Annotated in this window: 22 protein-coding genes; 6 read left to right on the top strand and 16 right to left on the bottom strand. The window is 74.3% G+C overall.

Annotated elements, in window-relative coordinates; genetic code table 11:
- Positions 1-3: 3 nt before the first annotated feature.
- From ABZ836_RS16700 to ABZ836_RS16640, 13 genes are all read right to left on the bottom strand, one after another.
- A complete protein-coding gene (locus ABZ836_RS16700; RefSeq protein ID WP_361142763.1) occupies positions 4-735 on the bottom strand; it encodes a 1-hydroxy-2-methyl-2-butenyl 4-diphosphate reductase in 732 nt (243 codons plus the stop codon).
- Positions 735-2,750: a squalene--hopene cyclase gene (gene shc / locus ABZ836_RS16695; RefSeq protein WP_361142760.1), complete on the bottom strand. Its 2,016-nt coding sequence runs from the start codon at positions 2,748-2,750 to the stop codon at positions 735-737. Before shc ends, ABZ836_RS16700 begins: the two co-directional genes overlap by 1 nt.
- Before the next feature lie 99 nt (positions 2,751-2,849).
- Positions 2,850-3,968, bottom strand: a complete 1,119-nt coding sequence (locus ABZ836_RS16690; protein WP_356134612.1) for a polyprenyl synthetase family protein — start codon at positions 3,966-3,968, stop codon at positions 2,850-2,852.
- Between the two features lie 20 nt (positions 3,969-3,988).
- Positions 3,989-5,425, bottom strand: coding sequence for a hydroxysqualene dehydroxylase HpnE (hpnE, locus tag ABZ836_RS16685; protein WP_356134613.1), 1,437 nt, complete (start codon positions 5,423-5,425; stop codon positions 3,989-3,991).
- Between the two features lie 31 nt (positions 5,426-5,456).
- Positions 5,457-6,407 carry a presqualene diphosphate synthase HpnD gene (hpnD, locus tag ABZ836_RS16680; RefSeq protein WP_356134615.1) on the bottom strand — a complete coding sequence of 317 codons (951 nt, stop codon included), beginning with the start codon at positions 6,405-6,407 and terminating at the stop codon, positions 5,457-5,459.
- Positions 6,404-7,303, bottom strand: coding sequence for a squalene synthase HpnC (hpnC, locus tag ABZ836_RS16675; protein WP_356134616.1), 900 nt, complete (start codon positions 7,301-7,303; stop codon positions 6,404-6,406). Before hpnC ends, hpnD begins: the two co-directional genes overlap by 4 nt.
- Positions 7,304-7,670: 367 nt before the next feature.
- Positions 7,671-8,450 (bottom strand): ABC transporter ATP-binding protein, encoded by a 780-nt coding sequence (locus tag ABZ836_RS16670; protein ID WP_356134618.1) that lies wholly within the window; start codon positions 8,448-8,450, stop codon positions 7,671-7,673.
- Positions 8,443-9,372 (bottom strand): ABC transporter permease, encoded by a 930-nt coding sequence (locus ABZ836_RS16665; protein ID WP_356134620.1) that lies wholly within the window; start codon positions 9,370-9,372, stop codon positions 8,443-8,445. Before ABZ836_RS16665 ends, ABZ836_RS16670 begins: the two co-directional genes overlap by 8 nt.
- 156 nt (positions 9,373-9,528) lie before the next feature.
- Entirely contained in the window at positions 9,529-10,374 is an 846-nt protein-coding gene (locus ABZ836_RS16660) for a glycosyltransferase (protein WP_356134649.1), read from the bottom strand.
- A gap of 106 nt (positions 10,375-10,480) precedes the next feature.
- On the bottom strand, positions 10,481-11,266 hold the full coding sequence (locus ABZ836_RS16655) for a CDP-alcohol phosphatidyltransferase family protein (RefSeq protein WP_356134622.1): 786 nt from the start codon (positions 11,264-11,266) through the stop codon (positions 10,481-10,483).
- A complete protein-coding gene (locus ABZ836_RS16650) occupies positions 11,244-12,305 on the bottom strand; it encodes an iron-containing alcohol dehydrogenase family protein (protein ID WP_356134624.1) in 1,062 nt (353 codons plus the stop codon). The genes ABZ836_RS16655 and ABZ836_RS16650 overlap by 23 nt, the downstream gene beginning before the upstream one ends.
- Entirely contained in the window at positions 12,293-13,045 is a 753-nt protein-coding gene (locus ABZ836_RS16645) for a phosphocholine cytidylyltransferase family protein (RefSeq protein WP_361142752.1), read from the bottom strand. Before ABZ836_RS16645 ends, ABZ836_RS16650 begins: the two co-directional genes overlap by 13 nt.
- Positions 13,042-14,859: a DUF5941 domain-containing protein gene (locus ABZ836_RS16640; protein WP_356134628.1), complete on the bottom strand. Its 1,818-nt coding sequence runs from the start codon at positions 14,857-14,859 to the stop codon at positions 13,042-13,044. Before ABZ836_RS16640 ends, ABZ836_RS16645 begins: the two co-directional genes overlap by 4 nt.
- Before the next feature lie 258 nt (positions 14,860-15,117).
- On the opposite strand from ABZ836_RS16640, the gene ABZ836_RS16635 reads away from it, so the two are divergent.
- Together ABZ836_RS16635 and idi are read left to right on the top strand one after the other, a co-directional pair.
- Positions 15,118-16,062: a cation diffusion facilitator family transporter gene (locus tag ABZ836_RS16635; protein WP_361142749.1), complete on the top strand. Its 945-nt coding sequence runs from the start codon at positions 15,118-15,120 to the stop codon at positions 16,060-16,062.
- A gap of 102 nt (positions 16,063-16,164) precedes the next feature.
- A complete protein-coding gene (idi, locus tag ABZ836_RS16630) occupies positions 16,165-16,740 on the top strand; it encodes an isopentenyl-diphosphate Delta-isomerase (protein ID WP_356134631.1) in 576 nt (191 codons plus the stop codon).
- A gap of 24 nt (positions 16,741-16,764) precedes the next feature.
- On the opposite strand, the gene ABZ836_RS16625 is transcribed toward idi, so the two are convergent.
- Together ABZ836_RS16625 and ABZ836_RS16620 are read right to left on the bottom strand one after the other, a co-directional pair.
- The gene (locus ABZ836_RS16625) at positions 16,765-17,268 is read right to left on the bottom strand and encodes an ATP-binding protein (RefSeq protein ID WP_356134650.1); all 504 of its coding nucleotides are present in this window, start codon (positions 17,266-17,268) and stop codon (positions 16,765-16,767) included.
- Positions 17,269-17,457: 189 nt separating this feature from the next.
- The gene (locus ABZ836_RS16620; protein ID WP_361142745.1) at positions 17,458-18,174 is read right to left on the bottom strand and encodes a DUF308 domain-containing protein; all 717 of its coding nucleotides are present in this window, start codon (positions 18,172-18,174) and stop codon (positions 17,458-17,460) included.
- Positions 18,175-18,279: 105 nt separating this feature from the next.
- Between ABZ836_RS16620 and ABZ836_RS16615 the strand changes: the two genes are divergently transcribed.
- The 3 genes from ABZ836_RS16615 to ABZ836_RS16605 all read left to right on the top strand — a co-directional run bounded on the left by ABZ836_RS16615 (position 18,280) and on the right by ABZ836_RS16605 (position 21,864).
- Complete coding sequence (locus ABZ836_RS16615; protein ID WP_356134635.1) at positions 18,280-19,023, top strand: enoyl-CoA hydratase/isomerase family protein; 744 nt, start codon at positions 18,280-18,282, stop codon at positions 19,021-19,023.
- A gap of 221 nt (positions 19,024-19,244) precedes the next feature.
- Positions 19,245-19,376 carry an LPFR motif small protein gene (locus ABZ836_RS16610; protein WP_356134637.1) on the top strand — a complete coding sequence of 44 codons (132 nt, stop codon included), beginning with the start codon at positions 19,245-19,247 and terminating at the stop codon, positions 19,374-19,376.
- Between the two features lie 142 nt (positions 19,377-19,518).
- Positions 19,519-21,864 (top strand): Tex family protein, encoded by a 2,346-nt coding sequence (locus tag ABZ836_RS16605; protein WP_361142741.1) that lies wholly within the window; start codon positions 19,519-19,521, stop codon positions 21,862-21,864.
- Between the two features lie 52 nt (positions 21,865-21,916).
- On the opposite strand, the gene ABZ836_RS16600 is transcribed toward ABZ836_RS16605, so the two are convergent.
- On the bottom strand, positions 21,917-22,957 hold the full coding sequence (locus tag ABZ836_RS16600) for an oxidoreductase (protein WP_361142738.1): 1,041 nt from the start codon (positions 22,955-22,957) through the stop codon (positions 21,917-21,919).
- Between the two features lie 66 nt (positions 22,958-23,023).
- Here ABZ836_RS16600 and ABZ836_RS16595 point away from each other — a divergent pair, with 66 nt between their 5' ends.
- Positions 23,024-23,977, top strand: coding sequence for an FAD-dependent oxidoreductase (locus ABZ836_RS16595; RefSeq protein ID WP_356138780.1), 954 nt, complete (start codon positions 23,024-23,026; stop codon positions 23,975-23,977).
- Positions 23,978-24,002 lie beyond the last annotated feature (25 nt).

The raw sequence follows: 24,002 nt of genomic DNA, 5'->3' as shown, positions 1-24,002 counted from the left end.
GGCTCACCTCCTGGGGGGCGGCAGGGAACGGTGCCATTCGAAGAACGCGGGGAGTACCCGGCGAAGGACATGGAACGCCGTTATTCCACCCTGAAGTGTCCCGATTCGTACAAGTTCGTGCTCCGGAGTGTCCACGACCACCCGGACGGCGGCAACCGGGCGGGCTCCGGCGCGGACGGCGGCGAGCAGCGTGGCGGCGGACTCCATGTCGGCGGCGACGGCTCCCTGGGCCCGCAGCGCGGAGCGTTCCGCGCCGCGGACCACGTGGTCGGTCCCGGTGAGGACGCCGGTGTGGACGGTGTGCCCGGGCAGGATCCGGGTGAGTTCCTTGACCAGCGTCTCCGTCCCGGCGCACGCGACGCGGCCGTGCGGGTCGCGGGTCTCCTCGGCGACGACGAGGTCGCCGGGGCGCATGCCGGGGGTGAGCCCGGCGCAGAAGCCGGTGGCGAGCACGGCCGCCTCGCGCAGCCCGTCCCCGCCGAGGACGCCGGTGACGGAGCGCCGGGCCGCGGCGCCGCCCATGCCGGTGCGCAGGACGGTGACGGGTCCGGCGGGCCCGCCGCCCCGGCCCGTGGCGCGGGCGCCGGCGCGCAGGGCGAACTGCTCGATGCCGAGCGCGCAGGCGACCAGCAGCGGGGCCGGGGCGGCGGGCCCCGGGGCGGCGGGTCCTGGGCCGGACGGCCCCGGGGCGGACGGCCCCGGGGCGGACGGTCCCCGGGCGCCGGTGGTGCTCATCAGCGGGCCTTCGCGGCGAAGGATTCCCCGTGCAGGTACCGGCCGAGGGCGGTGAGCGGGAACACCTGCCGGTAGAGGTGGTAGTTGATGGAGAAGTCCCACGGGAAGCCGGTGCCGGTGAACTGCGGTTCGTCCCAGGTGCCGTCCTCGCGCTGGGTGGCGGCCAGCCAGGCGACGCCCCGTGCGACGGCGTCGGACTCCCGCTCCCCCGCGGCCAGCAGCGCCATCAGCGCCCAGCCGGTCTGCGAGGCGGTGGAGTCGCCGCGGCCCGCCCACCGGCCGGGCTCGGGGTAGGAGCGCAGGTCCTCGCCCCAGCCGCCGTCGGCGTTCTGCACGTCGCGCAGCCAGGCGACGGCCCGGCGGATCGCGGGGTGTCCCGCGGGCAGCCCTGCGGCGATCAGGGCGGGCACCACGGAGCCGGTGCCGTAGACGTAGTTGACGCCCCAGCGGCCGAACCAGCTGCCGTCGGGTTCCTGCTCGCGCAGCAGCCAGTCGACGCCGCGCAGGGTGCGGGGGTCGTCGGCGTACCCCTCGACGGCGAGCATCTCCACCACGTGGGCGGTCACGTCCGCGGACGGCGGGTCGACGACCTCGCCGAAGTCGCAGAACGGGAGCTTGTTGGGCAGCACGGTGGTGTTGTCGACGTCGAAGGCGCCCCAGCCGCCGCCGGCGGACTGCATGCCGAGGTTCCAGCGGACCCCGCGGGCGACGGCGTGCTCCACCCGCTCCGGGTCGTGGTGCCGGACCCGGCGCAGCGCGAGGACCACCTCGGCGGTGTCGTCCATGTCCGGGTAGTTGTCGTTGTGGAACTCGAACGCCCAGCCGCCCGGCGGCAGTTCGGGCCTGCGGACGGACCAGTCACCGGGCCGCACGACCTGCTCCCCGAGCATCCAGTCGGCCGCCCTCACCAACTGCGGGTGGTCGGCGGGCAGTCCGGCGTCGGCGAGGGCGATGACGGCGAGGCAGGTGTCCCAGACGGGCGACTGGCAGGCCTCGACCATCCGGGAACCGTCCGCCCGCCGGACCGCGAACCGGTCCAGGGCCTCGATGCCGGCCCGCATGACGGGGTGGCCGAGGTCGTAGCCGACGAGGTGGAGGGCGATGAGGGAGTAGACGTGCGGGGGCTGGATGCCGCCCCAGCAGCCGTCGTTCTCCTGGCGTTCGACGATCCAGCGGGCGGCGGCGTGCACGGCGGCGCGGCGCAGCGGGCGCGGGGCGACCTTCCGGTAGCGGCGCAGCGCGTCGTCGAGGCGCTGGAAGGCGGCGTCCCAGCCGGCGGCGGGCGCGCGCCGTCCGGGCGGGCGGGGACCGGCGGGGCCGGCGCGCAGTTCGTCCAGCCCGAACGGCGCGGGGCGCACCGGACGCTTGGCGGAGACGACGGTGAGCGGGACGACGGTCTGGCGGGCCCAGCAGCCGAAGTCGTAGATGTTGAGCGGGAACCACTTCGGCAGGAAGATCATTTCTGGGGGCAGTTCCGGCAGGTCCTGCCAGCGCCACCAGCCGAAGAGGGCGAGCCAGATGCGGGTGAAGACCCGGGTGGCGGCGATGCCGCCCCGTTCGCGGATCCAGGCCGCGGCGCGCGCCATGTGGGGGTCGTCCGGCGCGTCCCCGGCGAGGCGGAGGGCGACGTAGGCCTCCACGGTGGTGGAGAGGTCGCCGGGGCCGCCGTGGAAGGTGGCCCAGGTGCCGTCCTCGCGCTGCTGTCCGCGGACGTGCAGGGCGGCGGCCCGGGCGGTGTCCTCGTCGAGGATGCCGAGGAACTGGCGCAGCAGCAGGTCCTCGGCGTCCATGGTGACGTTGGTCTCCAGGTCGCCCTTCCACCAGCCCTCCGCGTCCTGGGTGGCCAGCAGGAACTCGGTGGCGCGCCGGGCGGCGAGGGCGGCGGCCTCCCGTGGGCCGGCCGCGCCGTCCTCGGGGGGACGGGCGGCGGGTCCGGCCGGAACCGTTCCGGTTCCGGCCGGCGGGTCGGCGCGGCTGGGCAGCGCGCCGGTGCTTCCGTCGGTTGTCGCGGTCATGGCTTCCCCTTCCTGCAGTGACGTCTCTGCTGCGGGTCCGCCGTCGGCCGGCTCCTCGGTAAGCCGCCGGCGACTACACGATGCTCGGACCTTCCGGGATCATCTCGTGCGAACCACCACGAAGTCGGCGAGCGCCACGAACTGTTCCCGCACCCGGGTGGGCATGTGCACCTCGTCGAGTGCCTGGAGGGCGACGGCGTGCTGGCGGCGGGCCTCGTCGGAGGTCCAGGCGCGGCCGCCGGCCTCCTCGATGAGGGCGGCGCGGGCGGCGAACTCCTCCTCGGAGAAGTCCTCCGGGCCGCCGTCGCGGACGTCGGCGGTCTTGGCGTCGGCGGCGAGGATGTCCGCGAGCTTCTCGGAGGCGGGACCGCCCGCGGCGAGGGCGGCGACGACCGGGAGGGACTTCTTGCGCTGGCGCAGGTCGCTCCAGGTCTGCTTGCCGGTGGACTCCGGGTCGCCCCAGATGCCGAGCAGGTCGTCGACGGCCTGGAAGGCGAGGCCGAGGTGGTAGCCGTACCGCTCGAGGGCGTCGGCCGTGCGGTCGTCGGCGCCGCCGAGGACCGCGCCGATGGAGCAGGCGCAGGCGAGCAGGGCGCCGGTCTTGTTGCCCTCCATCTCCAGGCACTCGTCCACGGTGACCCGCTCGCGGTGCTCGTAGGAGATGTCCTGGGCCTGGCCGTCGATCAGGGCCCGGCTGGCGGCGGTGAGCCGTCGGGCGGCGCGGCCGGCCTCGACCGTGCCGAGTTCCAGCAGGACCTCGTTGGCGAGGGCGAACAGGGCGTCGCCGACCAGGATGGCCTGGGCGGGGCCGTGCACCTTCCAGACGGTGTCGCGGTGGCGGCGCTGCTCGTCGCCGTCCATCAGGTCGTCGTGGAGCAGGGAGAAGTTGTGGACCAGTTCCACGGCGACCGCGCCGGGGACGCCCACCGCGGGGGCGGCGCCCGCGGCCTCGGCGGACATCACCGCGAGCGCGGGGCGCACGGCCTTGCCGCCGTCGCCGGCGGCCGGGTTGCCCGCGGCGTCGATCCAGCCGAAGTGGTAGGCGGCGACGGTGTCCATGGGCGCCGCGAGGCGCTCCACGGCGGCCCTGAGCACCGGTGTGGCCAGCGTCCGGCCGCGCTCCAGCAGCGCGGTCACGTCCACCGCGTCGGCAGCCTTCTCGGCCGGGGGCACAGTGGGCACAGTCTCTCCTCGTGTGGTGACAGGGATGGGGGGCACGGCGCCGCCGGCGCGGGCGCTCACAGGGCGGCGCCCGGCAGGGTTCCGGCGGGCGCGGGGGCGGGGTCGAATCCGTGGTGGGCGGTGCGGGTCCGGCCGAGGGCGGCCAGGGCGGCGTCGGCGGCGGTGACACCGCTGCGGACGGCGCCCTCCATGGTCGCGGGCCATCCGGTGGCGGTCCACGCGCCGGCCAGGGCGAGCCCGGGCAGCCTGGTCCGCGCGCCGGGCCGCAGCCGCCCCACGCCGGGGGCGGGGGCGAAGGTGGCGGTGCGTTCCCGGGTGACGAAGAAGTCCCGCACCCGGGCGCCGCGGGTGAGGGGCAGCAGTTTCGCGAGCTCCGGCAGGTAGCGGTCGCGCAGTGCGGAGACCGGGGCGTCGATGTCGTCGTGGGCGGCGGACTGGGACAGCGCCAGGTACTGGCCCTCGTCCAGGCCGGAGGCGTCGGTGCGGTCGAACACCCACTGGACGGGGGTGCCCAGTCCGGCCACGAAGGGCGCGTCGAGGACCTTGCGGTCGTAGACGACGTGGACGTTGACAATGGGCGAGTGGCCGATCTCCAGGAGGCGTCCGGCGTCGGCGAGGGCGCCGTCGGGCAGCAGGGCGTGGGTCTCGCGGGGCGGGACGGCCAGGACGACGGCGTCCGCGTCGAGCGTCTCCCCGCCGTCCGCGCCCTCGGTGAGGGCGATCCGCCAGCGGCCGTCCTCGGTGCGGGTCAGCGCGGTGGCCCGGGCGCGGGTGCGGACGCGGACGCCCGCCGTCTCCAGCGCCCGGCGGGCCAGCGTGTCGTGCAGGTCGCCGAGCGGGACGCGGGCCCAGCCGATGTCGGCGGCGCCGGCGTCCGAGAGCAGTCCGGTGCGCAGCACCATGGCGGCCAGCCCCAGCGACGCGTCGTCGGCCCGGGCGTTCAGGGTGGCGACGCCGATGAGGTCCCACAGCGCCGCCACGGCGCGCGGCGACTGCCCGTGGGCGGCCAGCCAGCTGCCGAAGTCCCGTTCGTCCAGGGCCGGGTCCTCGGGGTCGAGGCGGTACAGCGCGGCGGCCGCCCGGCCCACCCGGGCGCGGTCGGCGAGCGTCAGGTGCGGGTAGGCGGTGAGGCTGCGGCCGAGGTGGAACGGGACGGGCAGCCGGTCGCGCCGCAGCCGCCCCAGCCGGCGGCCCTCCGGCCGGGCGACGTCGACGACGGGCACGTCGAGACGTTCCTGCAGCGGCGCCAGTCCGGCGCCGCCGACGCGTTCCAGGAACCAGCGGTAGGCCGTGCAGCAGCGCAGGTACACGTGCTGCCCGTTGTCCACGGTGAGGCCGCCGCGGCGGAAGGAGAAGGCGAGGCCGCCGAGCCGGGGCCTGCCCTCGAGCAGGGTCACCCGTACGCCGGCGTCGGCGAGGGAGAGCGCGGCGGTGACGCCGGCCAGTCCGCCGCCCACGACGACGGCCGCGCCCGCGGTGGTGGTGCGCGTCATCGTGCCGCCTTCCTGTCGGCCGGAGATCGCATCAGGAAGGCCTCCTGGCCGCACGCCGGGTGACGGTGCGGGCGTCCAGACCGGAGAGGCCGCGCACGGCGACGTACGCCTTCTCCCGGCCCGGCAGCGACACCCTGCCGCGGAGCACGGCCTCCGGGTCGCGCTCGATGCGGTCGAGCAGCCGCCGGTAGATCCCGGCCATGGCCGCGACGCAGGCGCCGCTGCGCCGGTCCAGCATGGGCAGCAGCCGGTAGCCCTCGGTGAACAGGGCCCGCGCCCGGCGGACCTCGAAGTGGACCAGCCCGGCGAAGTCGGAACCGGCCGGCGGGAGCGGCCCGGCGAACCCGGCGGAGCAGCCGAACTTCTCCAGGTCCTCCGCGGGCAGGTAGGTGCGGCCGCCCTCGGCGTCCTCGCGGAGGTCGCGGAGGATGTTGGTGAGCTGCAGCGCGAGTCCGAGCGTGTCGGCGTACTCGGGAGCGCGCTCCACGTCGCGGGCCCCGGGGTCGGCGCCGAACACGCCGAGCGAGAGCCGGCCGATCGCCCCGGCGACGCAGCGGCAGTAGCCGGCCAGGTCGTCCCAGGTCGTGTAGGTCGCGCCGTGGACGTCCATCACCACGCCGTCGATGAGTTCGTCCAGCCCTCCCAGCGGTATCGGGAAGACACCCGCCGCGTGCGCCAGGGCGACGGCCACCGGGTCGGTGTCGTACTCGTCGACCTGGCCGTCGCGGATCCGGTCGAGCAGCGCCCGGGTCTCCTTCAGGCGCAGCGCCTTGGTCTCGGGCGGCAGGTCGCCGTCGCCGATGTCGTCGACCCGCCGGGAGAAGGCGTACAGGGCCGACATGGCGCGGCGCTTGGCCTCGGGCAGCAGGCGGATGCCGTAGGCGAAGTTGCGCGCCTGGTGGCCGGTGACGGTCTCGCAGTAGCCGTAGGCGGCGAGCACCGGCGCGGACACGTCTCGCTGGGGGTCCACGGTCGGGATCACCTTTCTCCTCGCAGGATCACGCCCGCCTCGCGCAGCAGGCGTGCCCTGCCGGGCCTGGGCGGGCCGGGCAGCACGTCGAACCCGGCCGCGGCGACGGCGGACAGGGCCGCCCGGCCTCCGGCGGTGAAGCCGGCCAGCAGCAGCCTCAGCCGGCCGCCGACGCTCGCGACCAGCGGGACGCCCTCGTCCAGCAGGGTCCGGGCACGGTCGGCCTCGAAGGCGATCAGGGCGCGGACGGAGGCGTTGGCGGTGGGGGCGGCGAGGGCCGTCTCGTCGACGTGGAACCGCTTCATGTCCTGGGCGGGCAGGTAGATCCGTCCCCGCTCCAGGTCCTCGCGGACGTCCTGGATGTGCTCGACGATCTGCAGCCCCGTGCACACCGCGTCGGACCGGCGGATCCGTTCGGGGGTGGCCGTGCCGGTGACGGCGAGGACCAGGCGGCCGACCGGGTTGGCGGAGAGCTCGCAGTAGGCGAGCAGGTCGTCCCAGGTCTCGTACCGGGTGATCTGCTGGTCCTGCCGGTTGGCGGCGACGAGGCCGAGGAACGGCTCGGGGGTCAGACCGGCCCGCCGGACGGTGGGCTCCAGGGCGGCGACCAGCGGGTGGTGCGCGGTCCGGCCGTCGAAGAGGCGGCCGAGGTCCGCCTCCAGGGCGTCGAGCAGGGTGATCCGGTCACCGGCCTCCGCGGGGCCGACGCCCAGGAGACGGGCGTCCTCGCCGCCGGGGGCGAGGTCGCCGTCGCCGATGTCGTCGACCAGACGGGCGAAGCCGTAGACGGCCATCAGGTCGTCGCGCCAGGCGCGGGGGAGGAAGAACGGCGCCACGGGGAAGTTCTCGTCCGCCGCCTTGCCGAGGGTCTGTTCTCCGGGACGCGGCGTCGCCGCGCGCCTCACCACGCGCGGCCCTGGACGGTGCCGGCGGATCCTGCGGGCCGGGGAGCTGCCGTAGCCATCGCCGTCATGTCTCCCGTTCTACACTGTGGATCTAAATCGCACTATTTCGGACACGCCGCCCACAGGGCAAGGCGCGTCGGTGCGAGGGATACGCCGATTCGTCATCGCTTGCCGTGATTGCGGCGTCACCCCACCCTACGTGGCGCCACCCGGCCGGCACGCAGGGGGGTCACCCTCGGTCACCACGGCCCCCGCGGGCGGGGGCGGAACGCGGAGCGCCGCACCCTCGCGAGGCGGGCGCGGCGCGCCGTGACACCGCGACGCCGCGGTGCCGGTGATGCCCGAGCACCGGGAAGCCGGTGCACCGGGATCACTTGGCGGTGAACTTCTCGTACTCCTTGAGGACCTCGTCGGTGGGTCCGTCCATCCGCAGCTCGCCGCGCTCCAGCCAGAGCACGCGGTCGCAGGTGTCGCGGATGGACTTGTTGTTGTGGCTGACCAGGAAGACCGTGCCGGCCTGCTGGCGCAGTTCGCGGATGCGGGCCTCGGAGCGCTTCTGGAACTTCCGGTCGCCGGTGGCCAGCGCCTCGTCGATCATCAGCACGTCGTGGTCCTTGGCCGCGGCGATGGAGAACCGCAGGCGGGCCGCCATGCCGGAGGAGTAGGTCCGCATGGGCAGGCTGATGAAGTCGCCCTTCTCGTTGATGCCGGAGAAGTCGACGATCTCCTGGTAGCGCTCCCGGATCTGCTCGCGCGACATGCCCATGGCCAGGCCGCCGAGTATCACGTTGCGCTCGCCGGTCAGGTCGTTCATCAGGGCCGCGTTGACGCCCAGCAGCGAGGGCTGGCCGTTGGTGTACACCCTGCCCCGCTCGGCCGGCAGCAGGCCGGCGATGGCGCGCAGCAGGGTGGACTTGCCGGACCCGTTGGAGCCGATCAGGCCGATGGCCTCGCCCTTGTAGGAGACGAAGGAGACGCCGCGCACGGCGTGCACCTCGCGCACCCCCCGCTCCTCGCCCCGGCGCATGATCCGGGAGAGGGCGGCGGTGGCGCTGCCCTTGCCCTTCCGCGCGCCGTTGACCTTGTAGACGATGTGCAGCTCGTCCGCGATCACCGTCGGGACGCGGGCCTCCTCGTTCCGCTCAGCCACGTCCGTACCTCTCCTCGGCCTTCCAGAAGTACACGAAGCCGCCGGCCAGGATCACCACGGCCCACCCCAGCGCCACCGCCCACACGTGCGGCGGCAGGTTCTCGGAGCCGTAGCCGTCGATCAGCGCGAAGCGGATCAGGTCCATGTAGACGGCGGCCGGGTTCCACTGGAGCACGTCGGCGATCCACTGCGGCCTGCCCTCGAGCATCGCCGGGATGGAGAACATCACGCCGGAGGCGTACATCCAGGTCCGGGTGACGAACGGCATCAGCTGCGCCAGGTCGGGGGTGTGCGCCCCGGCCCGCGCCATGATCAGCGCCAGTCCGGTGTTGAACGCGAACTGGAGCACCAGCGCGGGGAGGATCAGCAGCCAGGACAGCGAGGGCCGGCTGCCGAAGATCATCACCACCACGAACAGCACCACCATCGACACCAGCAGCTGCTGGAGCTGCTGGAGGGCGAAGGAGACCGGCAGCGAGGCCCGGGGGAAGTGCAGGGCCCGCACCAGGCCCAGGTTGCCCGAGATGGCGCGGACGCCCGACATCACCGACGTCTGGGTGAAGGTGAAGACGAAGACGCCGGTCACCAGGAACGGGATGTACACGTCCTTGGGCAGGCCGCGTCCCGCGTTCAGGATGAGCCCGAAGATCAGGTAGTAGACCAGCGCGTTGAGCAGCGGCGTCACCACCTGCCAGAGCTGGCCCAGCTTGGCCTGGCTGTACTGGGCGGCCAGCTTGGCCCGGGAGAAGGCGACGATGAAGTGGCGGCGGTTCCACAGCTGACGCACGTACGCCGGGATCGGGGGCCGGGCGCCGCTCACGGTCAGGCCGTACTTGGCGGCGAGCTCCGCCGCCGTCAGACCGTCGTCGGGCGACGGACGCGGACTCACCGCGACCGGGCCGTCATGCGTTGACTCACTCACTGCTCGAACTCTCGCTGTCTCGGGTGGATGCGGCGTGTCGGCGGGCCGACGTGCCGATGCACGGGTGGGGACGTGGACGGGCACGGCGGGCGCCGGGGGCGGGGCGGAGGGTACGGCCCCGGCCCGGTCCCGTCCGGTCCCGCTCCGACGAGCTTCTCAGATGACCGGGGGCCGGCCCAGTCGGGTCAGCCGCCACACGGTACGCCACCGCATCGGCCGGCGGGGGCCGCACGGGCTGGTCCAGCCTTCCTTGAAGCCGCCGAACCACGCCTTGAGCGCGGAGCCCGAACGGGTGCGCAGCAGGGTGAGCGCCATCCACACGCCCAGGTAGACCGGGACGAGCAGGGCGGGCAGGTTGCGGCGGGCCAGCCACACCCGGTTGCGCGCCACCATGCGGTGGTAGACCGCGTGCCGGGAGGGCGCCGTCGTGGGGTGGTACAGGACCATGTCGGCCCGGTAGTCGATCATCCAGCCGGCGTCCATGGCGCGCCAGGCCAGGTCGGTCTCCTCGTGCGCGTAGAAGAACTCGTCGGGGAGCCCGCCCACCTGGGCCAGCACCTCGGTGCGCACCGCGTTGGCGCCCCCGAGGAAGGTGGTGACCCGGGAGGAGCGCATCGGGTCGGAGGCGCGCAGCCGCGGGACGTGGCGGCGCTGGGTGACGCCGGTGTCGGGGTCGGCGATCCGGAAGCTGATGATGCCGAGCTCCGGGTCCGCCTCGAAGGCGCGGCGGCACAGCTCCGCGGTGTCGGTGCGGGCGAGCAGCCCGTCGTCGTCCAGGAAGAGCAGGACGTCGACGTCGGTGCCGCCGGGGCCGAAGGCCTCGATGCCCACGTTGCGACCGCCGGGGATGCCGAGGTTCTCGGGCAGCTCCACCGTCCGCACGCCCTCGGGCACCTCGGGCACGGGCGCGCCGTTGCCGACCACGACCACCTGGACGGGGTCGCCCTCCTGGCGGGCCACCGAGTCGAGCAGCGCGCGCAGCTCGGCGGGGCGGTTGCCCATGGTGATGATGACCGCTCCCACCGTGGTCGGCCGGGGGCCGTCGGCGGGGGCTGCGTCCGGCTGGGTCCCGGTCACGGCGTCCTTCAGGGATTCGTTCATAGGGCGCTCACCGCAGTCTGCTCGAGGCGAGGATGGACACGAGGTGCAGCAGGGTCTGCAGGATCGCGATGCCTGCCAGCACGGCGATGCCGAGGCGGGTCCAGAACAGGCCGCCGCCGGCGATCAGGTCGGCGATCGCGACGACGAGGATGAACAGGCTCGCCTCGACGCCTCCGACCAGCCGGTGGAACTTCAGCGCGGCCGCCGCCCGGCGGGCCAGCGCGAGGCCGGAGGAGCGCGGCGCGGCGGCCTCGTCCTTCACGGCGGCCAGGCCGCTGCGGCTGCGCGCCACGTCGACCAGGTCGGTCTCGGCCTTGATGAGGATGGCGCCCAGCGCGGCCAGCGTGCCGAGGAAGGCCCACAGCCACTCGGGGCTCCCCGCCCCGTCCCACAGGTCGGCGCCGCGCAGGCCGAAGCCGACCAGCAGCGCGGCCTCGGACAGGTAGTGGCCGATCCGGTCCAGGTAGACGCCGGTGACGGAGGTCTGCTTCCGCCAGCGGGCGATCTCCCCGTCGACGCAGTCCAGCAACAGGTACAGCTGGATCAGGAGGGCGCCGACGAGCGCCCCGGCGAGGCCCGGCACCAGGAGTGCCGCGCCCGCCAGGACGCCCGCCACCACCATCAGGTAGGTGAGCTGGTTGGGCGTCACCCGGGTGTTCACCAGGTGGCGGTCGACCCTCAGCGAGATCTCCCGCATGTAGAGGCGGCCCGCCCAGTGCTCACCGCTGCGCCGGTCCTTCACCCCTTCGGGGTGGACGACGGGCCGCAGTTCAGCTACCGATGGCCTTGACATAGTCGGCGTACGCGTCCTTGATCTCGTCGGTCCGGAGGTCGAGGTGCTCGAGGATCGTGTAGCGGCCGGGACGGGTCTCCGGCGCGTACTCCACGACCTTGACGAACTCCTCCGCGGTGAAGCCGATGTCCTCGGCGAGCACCGGCAGCGCGTGCCGGCGCAGCACCTCGGCCATCTGTCCGGCCTCGTCGTGGGCGCCGCGCAGGTGCATGGCGAAGGCCGCGCCCAGACCGCACTGCTCGCCGTGGCTGGCGGCGCGGCGGGGGAAGAGTATGTCGAAGGCGTGGTTGATCTCGTGGCACGCGCCGGAGCAGGGGCGCGAGTCGCCGGAGACCGACATGGCGATGCCGCTGAGCGCCAGCGCCTCGGCGAGCACCTGGAGGAAACCGTTCTCCTCGATGCCGCCGGGGTGCCGGAGGACCGCCTCGCCGGCCTGGCGCGCTATGGCGGCGGCCAGACCGTCGATCTTCTCGCCCTTGACCCGGTTGGCCAGCTCCCAGTCCGCCACGGCGGAGATGTTGGAGATGGCGTCGCCGATGCCGGAGCGCACGAAGCGGCCCGGGGCCTCCCGGATGATGTCGAGGTCGATGACCACGGCGATCGGGTTGGGCACGCCGTACGAGCCGCGGCCCGCGTCGTTGTCCAGCGTCGCGACCGGCGAGCACAGGCCGTCGTGCGCCAGGTTGGTGGGCACGGCGACGAGCGGCAGCCCGACCCGCGCCGCGGCGAACTTGGCGCAGTCGATGATCTTGCCGCCGCCGAGTCCGACGACCGCGTCGAAGCGGTCCGCCTTCATCTCGCCGGCCAGCCGGATCGCGTCGTCCAGGGTGCCGCCGCCGACCTCGTACCAGGTGGCGCCGGGCAGCGACGGGGCGAGCCGCTCCCGCAGCACGGCCCCGGAGCCGCCGCTGACCGCGACGGCCAGGCGGCCGGAGTGCGAGATCCGCTCGTCCGCGAGCACGGCGGCCAGGTCCTCGAGGGCGCCCGGCCGGATGTCGACGACGACGGGGGACGGGATGAGCCTCGTCAGTAGCGGCACGCGATCTCCCGCCCACGGGCCAGGTCCTCGTGGTTGTCGATCTCCACCCACGCGACCTCGCCGATCGGCGCGACGTCGATCTTGAAGCCGCGGTTGACCAGCTCCTGGTAGCCGTGCTCGTAGAACTGCTGCGGGTCGGTCTCCCAGACCGTCTTCAGCGCGTCGGCGAGCTCCGCGGCCGCGTCGCCCTCGATCAGCGTGACGCCGATGTACTCACCGGTGGCCTCCGCCGGGTCCATCAGCTTCGTGATCCTGCGGACACCCTTCTCGGGGTCCACGACGACCTTCATCTCCTCGTCGGCGAGGTTCTTCACCGTGTCGAGGGCCAGGATGATCTTCTTGCCCTCGCCGCGGGCGGCGAGCAGCGTCTTCTCGACGGAGACCGGGTGGACGGTGTCGCCGTTGGCGAGGATCACGCCGTCCTTGAGGGCGTCACGGCCGCACCACAGGGAGTAGGCGTTGTTCCACTCCTCGGCCTTGTCGTTGTCGATGAGGGTGATCTTGAGCCCGTACTTGGCCTCGAGGGCCTCACGGCGCTCGTAGACGGCCTCCTTGCGGTACCCGACGATGATCGCCACCTCGGTGAGGCCGATCCCGGCGAAGTTGCCGAGGGTCAGGTCGAGGACGGTCAGGCTCTCCTCGTTGCCCTCGGGCCCCACGGGCACCAGCGCCTTGGGAAGGGTGTCCGTGTAGGGGCGCAGGCGGCGTCCGGCGCCTGCCGCCAGCACGAGGCCGATCATGCGGGTTCTCCTTCGTCGTGTACAGCGGGTGCGCCGGCCCGGTGGGCGGACACCCAATAGCGGATGCTCTCGACGAGCACCAGGACGGCCACGGCCACGGCGAGCGCCGTGAGTGCGACCGAGAACTGCGCCGCGGTCAGCAGCGCGGCGAGCACGGCGACCACGAGGGTGCGGCCCTCGTGACCCAGCGCCGCCCGCACCAGCCAGTGCGGGGGCGCGCCGGCGTTCCCGCGGATGCGGTACACCGTGTCGTAGTGATGGTAGGCGACCGCCGCCACCAGCCCGAAAGCCGCGGGAAGGGCGTTGTTCACTTCCGCGTCGGCCGCCAGCAGCAGAACGACGCCATACTCGGCGGCGCGGAAGAAGGGGGGAACGAGCCAGTCCAGCGCGCCCTTGAGGGGGCGGGCGACCGCCGCGCCGGAGAGCAGGGCGTAACCCGCCGCGCCGGCGACGGTGATCCAGGAGGCGCCGAAGAGTGCGGCGAGGATCACCACGAGCAGGGCGCCCGCGGCGGCGGCGAACGGGGCGGCTCCGGACGGGACGAGACGCCGGGTGAACCGGGCCGCGGTCTCGGCGAGGGGGCCGGTGTCGGCGAGGTCGGCGAGGGCCCGGGCGGCGCGGTCGGTACGGCGCGCCTTGCGGGTGAGCGAGCGCAGCAGCCGGCCGGCGGTGGTGTAGCAGGCGGCGAAGGCGCAGCCGATCAGCAGGACGACGAAGGTGATCCGCGGGGTGGTCACCGCGGTGAGCACGGCGATCATCGCCCAGCGCTCGCCGATGGGCAGGACGATCATGCGGCGCAGCCACACCGTCCAGCCGAGGTTGTCCAGGCGGTCGGAGAGGGCCGCGGTGGGGCTGGTGTTCGCGGCGGCGTCGTGATTGGCCTCGTTGAACGAGAAGTCGACGACGTGCCGGCAGGTCTGGAGGATCATCGCGCCCAGGGCCAGCGCCCACACGTCGTCCCCGCCGCGGGCGGCGCCCAGCGCCAGGCCCGCGTAGTAGGCGTACTCCTTGGCGCGGTCGAAGGTGGCGTCCAGCCAGGCGCCCAGCGTGGAGTACTGGAGCGTGTAGCGGGCCAGCTGCCCGTCGGCGCAGTCCAGCACGAACGAGGCGATCAGCAGGACGCCGGCCGCGACGAAGCCGCCGCGGGTCCCGGTGGCCGCGCAGGCCGCGGCGATCAGCGCGGTGAGCAGCGAGGCGGTGGTGACCTGGTTGGGGGTCAGACCGCGGCGGGCGCACCAGCGGGCGACGTACTTGGAGAAGGGGCTGATGAAGAAGGTGGTGACGAAGCCGTCGCGGGCCTTCACCGCCGAGCGGAGCCGGACGGCCTCCTCGTCGACGGCCGCGAGGGCCTCGCGGGTCGCCTGACGGTTCTGCGGGTCGCCGGGGACGGCCGCGACCAGGCTGCCCAGTTCGGGCCGGTGCACCTGCTCGCCGTCCGCCTCGAGGGCGGCGGCCAGCCGGTCCGCCAGCGTGCCGCCGTCCGCGGCGGCCGCGCCTCCGGCGTCCACGGCCGCGGAGCTGGCCCGGGCGATCGCGCGGGTGAGCGCGATGCGCGCCTCGGGCTTGACCGAGACGGCGCCGGGGATCGCGGAGGCCGGGAACCGCGGGTCGGTGAGACCGAGGCGCAGGGCGTGCAGGTGGCCCATGAACCGGGCGTCGACGAGGGCGACGCGCCGGTCGCCCGGGACGGAGGCGAGCAGCGCCTCCGTCCCACCCACGTCGGCGGCGTGCCGCACCTCGAAGCCGAGGGCCCCGAGATCGTCCGCCAGGGAGGATCCGGGGACCGGCGGACCGGTGACGATGGCGGTCGGCAACCGAACTCACTCCCTGGGATGCGGCGCGCCTGGGCGCCGGCGACGTTGCGTGGTGGCCTGCCCGGCGAGGGGCCGGTGCGTGTCGGCAGAGGTTATCGGATCGTCGGGCCCCCACGATCACCGCCCGCCTTCCGGCCGGTGACCTGCGCATCGTTTGCGCAGGTCAGAGGATATGACAACGGTGTTCAGCACCACGTTGCCCCTGACCGCGGGACGTAGTTCACTGAGGGCGGCGGCGATCACGGAGGGGCGGTTCCCATGGGGTCGGGACATCAGCACGGGCACCACCACGGCCAGGGCGCGGGCGCCGGGGGCACGGTGACGGCGGCGTACCGCGGCCGGCTGCGGGCGGCGCTGGCGATCACGTCGCTGGTGACCGTCTCGGAGATCACCGGCGGGCTGCTGGCCGGCTCGCTGGCCCTGGTCGCCGACGCCGCGCACATGGCGACCGACGCGCTGGGGCTGGGCATGGCGCTCCTCGCGGTCCGTTTCGCAGGGCGTCCGGCGAGCGGCCACCGCACCTTCGGCTTCGCCCGGGCGGAGATCCTGGCGGCGCTGGCGAACTGCCTGCTGCTGTTCGGGGTGGGCGGTTACGTGGTGATCGAGGCGGTCGGCCGTCTCCTGGAGCCGGCCGAGGTGGAGGGCGGCCTGACGCTGCTCTTCGGCGCCGTGGGACTGGTCGCCAACCTGGTCTCGCTGCTGCTGCTGATGGGCGGCCGGCGGGAGAGCCTGAACGTGCGGGGCGCCTTCCTGGAGGTCGCGGCGGACGCCCTGGGGTCCGTGGCGGTGCTGGTCTCGGCGGCCGTGGTGCTGCTCACCGGCTGGGCGGCGGCGGACCCGGTCGCCTCCCTGGTGATCGCCCTGATGATCGTGCCGCGCGCCTGGCGGCTGCTGCGCGAGACGGTGGAGGTTCTGCTGGAGGCGGCTCCGCGCGACGTCGACCTGGCCGAGGTGCGGGCGCACCTGCTGGCCCTGCCGGGCGTCGACGAGGTGCACGACCTGCACGTGTGGACGATCACCTCCGGGCTGCCGGTCCTCTCGGCGCACGTGGTGGTCGGCGCGGAGGTCCTGGAGGGGCGGGGGCACGAGCGGATGCTGCGCGACCTGCAGTCGTGCCTGGGCTCCCACTTCGACGTGGCCCACTGCACCTTCCAGCTGGAACCGGCCGGGCACGCGGCGCACGAGGCGGGGCTCTGCCATTAGTCGGGCTCCGACAGGGGGCGCCCCGGCGGTCCGGCGCCCCCGGTGTCCCCGCAAGGACGCGCCCCGCCCGCGCCACCCGTTCCGGTACGGCAGACTAGGGGCATGCCGAGCACACCTGTGAACACGACGACGGACACGACCATCCTCCTGGAGCTGGTCGACGAGCAGGGCGTGACCATCGGCACCGAGGAGAAACTCACGGCCCACCAGGCGCCCGGTCTGCTGCACCGCGCGTTCTCCGTCTTCCTCTTCGACTCCCGCGGGCGGCTCCTGCTCCAGCAGCGGGCGCTCGGCAAGTACCACTCCCCCGGTGTGTGGTCCAACACCTGCTGCGGCCACCCCTACCCGGGCGAGGCGCCCTTCGCCGCCGCCGCCCGGCGCACCTTCGAGGAGCTCGGGGTCTCCCCCGCGCTGCTCGCCGAGGCGGGCACGGTGCGGTACAACCACCCGGACCCGGCCTCGGGGCTGGTGGAGCAGGAGTTCAACCACCTCTTCGTCGGCCTGGTGACGGGCACGCCCGGGCCGGACCCGGAGGAGGTCGGCGACATCGTCTTCGTCACGCCGGAGGAGCTGGAGAAGCGGCACGCGGCCGACCCGTTCTCGGCGTGGTTCATGACCGTGCTGGACGCGGCCCGGCCGGCGATCCGCGAGCTGACCGGCCCGTCGGCCGGCTGGTAGGGCGGGCCCGGCGGCCCGGCGGTCTCAGTACGGCCGGGCCGGGCGCAGCGGCAGCGCCACCCAGATGATCTTGCCGCCCGTGGAGGTGTGCTCCACCTCGCAGGCGCCGCCGAACTCGCGTGCCGTCTCGCGGACCAGCAGCAGGCCCCGCCCGCCGGTCTGTCCGGTGTCCGCGATCAGCGCGGTGGGCCGGTAGGGGTGGTTGTCCTCCACCGACACCCGGATCCACTCCGGGCCCACCGCGACCTCCACCGCCAGCACGGGCGACAGCAGGGCGGCGTGGCGGACGGCGTTGGTGACGAGCTCCGAGACGATCAGCAGCAGGCCGTCGACCACGTCCTCGTCGGCCGGCACCCCCTGGCGAAGGAGCAGGTCCCGGACGGCCCGCCGCGCCTGCGGCACCGAGGCGTCCACCGCGGGGGCGGTGAACCGCCACACCCCTTCGTAGGACGCATGCGCGCCGGGGAGCGCGACCGCTCCCCCGGGCCCCTGGGGGCCCGGATCGTCTCCGCGCCCTCGGTCCTCCATCGTCCGGCCCCCGCCCTCGTGCTCGACTGTCACTGTCACCACACGTCCGAGTGTGGGAAACGGCAGGTCACCGCCCGGACACTGACCACAAGACGTCGACAATCGACCATTTTTGATCACCAATGAACGACGATGGCACTTGCCGGACCGTTCCTGCAGGCATGGCGGCGGCTTCGCGAACTCTTCCGCTTAATGGGGCGGAACGTCCCCTCCTCGCCCGCGGTCCTCGTGCTCGGCGGCGTCCCCGGCGGCCGTCCGGTGACCGGTCGCGGCGTTCCGCTCCGTGCCCGGGCGGCCCGCCGAGGAGGCGTCGCCCCCGGGGCCGCGGCCCGCGCTCTGCGCCTCGGTCACCATCCCGACCACGTTGCGGCCGCCGAAGCCGGTGGCGATCAGGCCGAGTCCGTCGAAGAGCAGGGCCAGCGAGAAGAAGGTGCCCAGCGCGTAGCGGCTGTCGCTGGGCCAGGCGTTCAGCACCAGGATGCCCAGCAGCAGGCCGAAGACGCCCTGCACCAGGGTCCAGCCGAACTGCGGTCCGCGCACCACCAGGCTGCCCACCACCCGGAAGACGCCGCCGGTGAGGAAGAGAAGGGCCGCGAAGAGGGTCAGGGAGACGGCGGCCGCCTCCGGCCGCACCAGGATCACCGCGCCGGCCGCGATGTTCAGCGCGGCGACCACCGTGCCCAGCCAGAAGAAGCCGGTGCCGCGCGCCTGCACGGCGTGCATCAGCCCGACCACTCCGCCGACCAGGAGCAGCCAGCCGAACAGCAGCATGCTGGTGAGCGTCGCCAGCCCGGTGTAGAGCAGCCCGACCACGCCGGCGATCACCAGCACGACCCCGAGCGCGGCCAGCCAGCCGAAGCCGCGGCTGAAGCGCGTCCGCTCGTCCTTCGCCCTGAACCTGCTCATCGGGGTCTCCTCGCTCGCCGTGGGGCCGTCGTGACACCCGTCGTGACAGCCGTCCTGACACCCGTCGTGCCGTCGGGTACCCAGGCCGCCGGTACCATCCGCCGCATGCAGCCCCATCTGTCGCACCGCGTCGCCGACGGCGTCGCCACCGTCGTGATCAGCCACCCCGCCCGGCGCAACGCCATGACCAACGCGATGTGGCGGGCCCTGCCGCCCGTGCTGGAGGCACTGGCCGCGGACGACGCGGTACGGGCCCTGGTACTGACCGGTGAGGGCGCCACCTTCTGCGCGGGCGCCGACATCTCCGGGCTGCGCGACTCCTCGGAGGCGACGCGGCGGCTCGCGGTGGAGGCGGAGGAGGCGCTGGCCTCGTTCCCCAAGCCGACGCTGGCGGCGGTCCGCGGCCACTGCGTGGGCGGCGGCACCCAGCTCGCCGCCGCCTGCGACCTGCGCTTCGCGGAGGAGGGCGCCCTCTTCGGCGTGACCCCGGCCAAGCTGGGGATCGTCTACCCGTCCTCCTCGACCCGGCGTCTGGTGTCGCTGGTGGGCCCCTCGGGCGCGAAGTACCTGCTGTTCTCGGGCGAGCTGATCAGCGGCGAGCGGGCGTTGCGGACCGGCCTGGTGGACGAACTGCTGCCGGCCGGCGCGCTCGACGCCCGGGTCGCCGCGTTCACCCGGACCCTGGTCTCCCGCTCGCGGCTGACCCAGGCCGCGGCGAAGGAGTTCGCCGACGGACGCACCGACCGGGACGCCCACTGGGCAGCCGCCGCGCGGGCGAGCCGCGACCTCGACGAGGGCGTCGACGCCTTCCTGGAGCGCCGCAGCCCGGAGTTCACCTGGCCGCGCTGACCGGCCGCCGACCGGTCCCCCCGACCGGCCTCTCGACCGACCTCTCGACCGGCCTCTCGACCGGTCCCCCGACCGGTCCCCCGACCGGCCCCGAGCGCGGTGGTCCGCCGGGTCCCGGAACCGTTCCGGGAGGAATCACGCATGTCCGCGGCGGGGCCGGTTACCTGTAGGGTCCCCGGCGCGGGACCTCCGGCCGGGGCTCCGAGGAAAGGTGACCAACCGTGTTCCGAGCTGTAGCGGACGTCCTGCGCCAGATCGCCGGCGCGATCGCCACCGTGGTGACGCTGCCCTTCCGGGCCGTGGCCCGGCTGTTCGGCGGCGCCTCCTCCACCGCCCGCGGTCGTCGCGCCTGACCGCACCAACCCGTCGATACGCGCGGGGGCCCGGCCCGACGGCCGGGCCCCCGCGCGTTGCGCATGCCCTGACCCCCTGTCGTCGGCGCGACCTGCCAGAATTGCCGCGGAACCTCGAGGCTTCAGAAGGCGGTACGGGAACGTGACGACACCCCTGGCAGCGTCCATCGAAGGCAGGATCGCCGAGGAACTCGGCGTACGGGAACGGCAGGTGCAGGCCGCCGTGGACCTCCTGGACGGCGGGTCGACGGTGCCCTTCGTCGCCCGCTACCGCAAGGAGGCGACCGGCGGGCTCGACGACGCCCAGCTGCGCACCCTCGAGGAGCGGCTGCGGTACCTGCGGGAGCTGGAGGAGCGCCGCACGGCGGTCCTGGAGTCGGTGCGCGAGCAGGGCAAGCTCACCCCCGGGCTGGAGGCCCGGATCCGGGAGGCGGAGACCAAGGCGCGCCTGGAGGACATCTACCTCCCGTTCAAGCCGAAGCGGCGCACCAAGGCGCAGATCGCCCGCGAGGCGGGGCTCGAGCCGCTGGCCGACCGGCTGCTGGCGGACCCGTCGGCGGAGCCCTCGGCCGTCGCGGCGGAGTTCGCCGACGCGGACCGGGGCGTGCCCGACGCCCAGGCCGCCCTGGACGGCGCGCGGGCCATCCTCGCCGAGCGGTTCTCCGAGGACGCCGACCTGATCGGCGAGCTGCGCGAACGGATGTGGACGCGGGGCCGGCTGGTCTCCCGGGTCCGCGAGGGCAAGGAGGAGGCGGGCGCCAAGTTCGCCGACTACTTCGACTTCTCCGAGCCGTTCGCCGAACTGCCGTCGCACCGGGTGCTGGCGCTGCTGCGCGGCGAGAAGGAGGAGGTCCTCGATCTCGCCCTGGAGCCGGAGGAGCCGGTGGAGGGCCCCTCCTCCTACGAGGGGATCGTCGCCCACCGCTTCGGCGTCGCCGACCGCGGCCGCCCGGGAGACAAGTGGCTGAAGGACACCGTCCGCTGGGCCTGGCGGACGCGGATCCTGGTCCACCTCGGCATCGACCTGCGCCTGCGGCTGCGCACCGGCGCGGAGGACGAGGCCGTGCGGGTGTTCGCCGCCAACCTGCGCGACCTGCTGCTGGCCGCCCCGGCCGGCACCCGCGCCACCCTGGGGCTGGACCCCGGCTACCGCACCGGCGTCAAGGTGGCGGTGGTGGACGCGACCGGCAAGGTCGTCGCCACGGACGTGATCCACCCGCACGTGCCCGCCAACCGGTGGGACGAGGCGGTCGCCAAGCTGGCCCGGCTGGCGAAGCAGCACGCCGTCGAGCTGATCGCGATCGGCAACGGCACGGCGTCGCGGGAGACGGACAAGCTGGCCGGCGAGCTGATCTCCCGCCACCCCGAGCTGAACCTCACCAAGGTGATGGTCTCCGAGGCGGGCGCCTCCGTGTACTCGGCCTCCGCCTTCGCCTCCCAGGAACTGCCGGAGCTGGACGTGTCGCTGCGCGGCGCGGTCTCGATCGCCCGCAGGCTGCAGGACCCGCTGGCCGAACTGGTGAAGATCGACCCCCGCTCGATCGGCGTCGGCCAGTACCAGCACGACCTGTCCGAGGTGAAGCTGTCCCGCTCGCTGGACGCCGTGGTCGAGGACTGCGTGAACGGCGTGGGCGTGGACGTGAACACCGCCTCGACCCCGCTGCTGGCGAAGGTCTCCGGCATCTCCTCCTCGCTGGCGGAGAACATCGTCCGCCACCGTGACGAGAACGGGCCGTTCCGCTCGCGCGCCGCGCTGAAGAAGGTGGCCCGGCTGGGTCCCAAGGCGTACGAGCAGTGCGCGGGCTTCCTGCGGATCCGCGGCGGCGACGACCCGCTGGACGCCTCCAGCGTGCACCCCGAGGCGTACCCGGTGGTGCGCCGGATGGTGAAGGACAGCGGGCAGGAGGTGGCCTCGCTGATCGGGAACACCTCGGTCCTGCGCTCGCTGCGTCCCGAGCAGTTCGTGGACGACACGTTCGGGCTGCCGACCGTGACCGACATCCTCAAGGAGCTGGAGAAGCCGGGGCGCGACCCGCGGCCGGCGTTCCGGACCGCCGGCTTCAGGGAGGGCGTCGAGAAGATCTCCGACCTGGAGCCGGGGATGATCCTGGAGGGCGTGGTCACCAACGTGGCCGCCTTCGGCGCCTTCGTGGACGTCGGCGTGCACCAGGACGGCCTGGTGCACGTCTCGGCGATGTCGCGCACCTTCGTCAAGGACCCGCGGGACGTGGTGAAGCCGGGCGACATCGTCAAGGTGAAGGTGCTGGACGTCGACATCCCGCGCAAGCGGATCTCGCTGACCCTGCGGCTGGAGGACGAGAAGACGGCCGAGCGTCCCGCCCGGGGCGAGCGGCAGCAGCGCGGCGGGCGCCCGCCGCAGCAGCGCCGCCCCAAGGAGGGCCGGGGCGGCGGCGGTGACGGCCGCCGGTCCCAGCCGCCCGCCGACGGGGCCATGGCCGACGCGCTGCGCCGGGCCGGCCTGCTCTGACCCGCCGCGCGCTGACGCCGGGCCTCCCACGGCCGACCGGGGGTGCCCGGCGTCACCGCGGTACGGCGGCCACCCGCACCTCTCCGGAGGTGCGGGCGACCAGGAAGGCGTCGCCCTTCACGGCCTTGCCGTCCAGCGGGAGGCGGTGGCTGCCGGAGGGCAGCACTCCGTCGAACGCGATGTGCTCGTGGGTCCGGTGGAGCCGGTCCAGCCGGTACACGGTGAGGCCCACGCGGCAGTCGGAGCTGACCTCGACCACCGCCTCCCGCCCGGTGGCCCGCAGTCCGGCGATCCGGCGCCCGCCCTCCGGGCGCCGGTCCAGCGCCTCCTCGGTCTGCGCGACCAGCAGCGGTATCACCGGGGCCAGGCCGCTGACGTACGCCACCTCGGCCCCCGCCGCGCGGAACGCGGCGCGGACCTCCTCGCGCCGGTCCTCGGCCACCGCCCGGCCGAACGCCACGACCGCGTAGGCGCGCAGTTCCTCGGGCGGCACCTCGGACGGGTCGTCGGTGATGTCGGCGCCTATGCCGATGGAACGCAGCGCGGCGGCCAGCTTGTTGAGCACGGCAGCCCGCGCGCCGATCAGCAGCACCCGGCGGCCCTCCGCCCGCGTGCCGTCGGCGCGGTCCAGCAGGTCGGTCAGCGCCCTGCGGTACTCGGCGCCGCCGAAGCGGAACGGACCGAGGCCGTGGTAGCCGTTGAGCCGCAGATCGGGCCGGTCGCCGGTCTGCCAGGCGAAGTCCCGCCAGACGTAGTCGTCCTCGCCCGCCCGCTCGATCACCGCGGTGACCGCCCCGCAGGCCAGGTCCGCGCACTCGGGGCAGCCGTAGATCAGGTAGCGGCCGCCGGGCAGCGGGGCCGGCGCCTCGAGCAGCAGCGCCCGCACCTGCTCGGCGAAGATCGCGGGCGGGACGTCGGACGCGAGGGGTGAGACCGCGTCCAGGTCGGCGAGCCGGAACAGCAGGGGCTGCCCGTCGACCACGAAGTCGGTGAAGTCCCGGTGGGTGACCTGTGCCCCGCCCGCGAGGACCGCGCCCGCGCGGGTCGCCGGGGCCAGGGCGAAGGACGCGTAGGTCCCGTGCTCGGCAGCCATGGTGCGAGTATTCCCACAGGGCGGGCGCTCTGTTCCCGGTCCCGGGCATTCCGTTACGGTCCGCGCATGGAACGGTCTCGACCCTGTGAAGTGATCGTCGTCGGCGGCGGTGTCATCGGCCTGACCACGGCCGTGGTGCTGGCCGAGCGCGGACGCCGGGTGCGGATGTGGGCGCGCGAACCGGCCGAGCGGACCACCTCGGAGGTGGCGGGAGGGCTGTGGTGGCCCTACCGGATCGAGCCGGAGGAGCGGGTCGGCGAGTGGTCGCTCGCCTCGTACGAGGTGTACGCCGCGCTGGCCGCCCGGGCCGGGGAGACCGGCGTGCGGATGGTGCCGGGGGTGCACGGCGGGGCCTCCCTCGACGGACTCGGCCCGTGGGCGGCCCGGGTGCCGGGGATGCGCACGGCGACGCCCGAGGAGTGCCCCGGCGGCGGTCTGTGGGCACGGGTGCCGCTGATCGACATGCGGGTCCACCTGCCCTGGCTGCGGGAACGTTTCCTCGCCGCGGGGGGCGTGGTCGAGCAGCGGGAGGTCACCTCGCTGGACGAGGCGGTCGCCGAGGCTCCGGTGGTGGTCAACGCGACCGGGCTCGGCGCGCGGGAACTGGTGCCGGACGCGTCGGTGCACCCGGTACGGGGGCAACTGGTCGTGGTGGAGAACCCGGGGGTGGACACCTGGCTGACCTCGGTCGCCGACGACAGCGCCGGGTCCACGTACTTCCTGCCGCAGCCCGGTCGGCTGCTGCTGGGCGGGACGGCGGAGGTGGGCGCGTGGTCCACCGAGCCGGATCCGGCGGTGGCCGAGGCGATCGTGGCCCGGTGCGCGGCGGTGCGGCCGGAGATAGCGGGGGCCCGGGTGCTGGAGCACCGGGTGGGGCTGCGGCCCGCGCGGCCCGCGGTACGGCTGGAGCGGGAGGAACGGCCCGGCGGTCGGGCACTGGTGCACAACTACGGCCACGGGGGCGCGGGCGTCACCGTGGCCTGGGGCTGCGCCCGGGAGGCGGCGGCCCTGGCGGGCTGAGCACCCCGCGCCCGCCCACCGCGGC

The organism is Streptomyces sp. NPDC047130 (genome assembly GCF_040643475.1).
GTDB lineage: Bacteria > Actinomycetota > Actinomycetes > Streptomycetales > Streptomycetaceae > Streptomyces.
This window is presented reverse-complemented; position numbering and strand designations above follow the sequence as displayed.

Coding starts and splice junctions, on each gene's coding strand:
- ABZ836_RS16635 (WP_361142749.1), top strand. CDS start 15,118: ATGGGGTCGGGACATCAGCACGGGCACCACCACGGCCAGGGCGCGGGC.
- idi (WP_356134631.1), top strand. CDS start 16,165: ATGCCGAGCACACCTGTGAACACGACGACGGACACGACCATCCTCCTG.
- ABZ836_RS16620 (WP_361142745.1), bottom strand. CDS start 18,174: ATGAGCAGGTTCAGGGCGAAGGACGAGCGGACGCGCTTCAGCCGCGGC.
- ABZ836_RS16645 (WP_361142752.1), bottom strand. CDS start 13,045: ATGATCGGCCTCGTGCTGGCGGCAGGCGCCGGACGCCGCCTGCGCCCC.
- shc (WP_361142760.1), bottom strand. CDS start 2,750: ATGACCGCGACAACCGACGGAAGCACCGGCGCGCTGCCCAGCCGCGCC.
- ABZ836_RS16600 (WP_361142738.1), bottom strand. CDS start 22,957: ATGGCTGCCGAGCACGGGACCTACGCGTCCTTCGCCCTGGCCCCGGCG.
- ABZ836_RS16655 (WP_356134622.1), bottom strand. CDS start 11,266: ATGTCAAGGCCATCGGTAGCTGAACTGCGGCCCGTCGTCCACCCCGAA.
- hpnE (WP_356134613.1), bottom strand. CDS start 5,425: ATGACGCGCACCACCACCGCGGGCGCGGCCGTCGTCGTGGGCGGCGGA.
- ABZ836_RS16625 (WP_356134650.1), bottom strand. CDS start 17,268: ATGGAGGACCGAGGGCGCGGAGACGATCCGGGCCCCCAGGGGCCCGGG.
- ABZ836_RS16700 (WP_361142763.1), bottom strand. CDS start 735: ATGAGCACCACCGGCGCCCGGGGACCGTCCGCCCCGGGGCCGTCCGCC.
- ABZ836_RS16660 (WP_356134649.1), bottom strand. CDS start 10,374: ATGGGCAACCGCCCCGCCGAGCTGCGCGCGCTGCTCGACTCGGTGGCC.
- ABZ836_RS16615 (WP_356134635.1), top strand. CDS start 18,280: ATGCAGCCCCATCTGTCGCACCGCGTCGCCGACGGCGTCGCCACCGTC.
- ABZ836_RS16595 (WP_356138780.1), top strand. CDS start 23,024: ATGGAACGGTCTCGACCCTGTGAAGTGATCGTCGTCGGCGGCGGTGTC.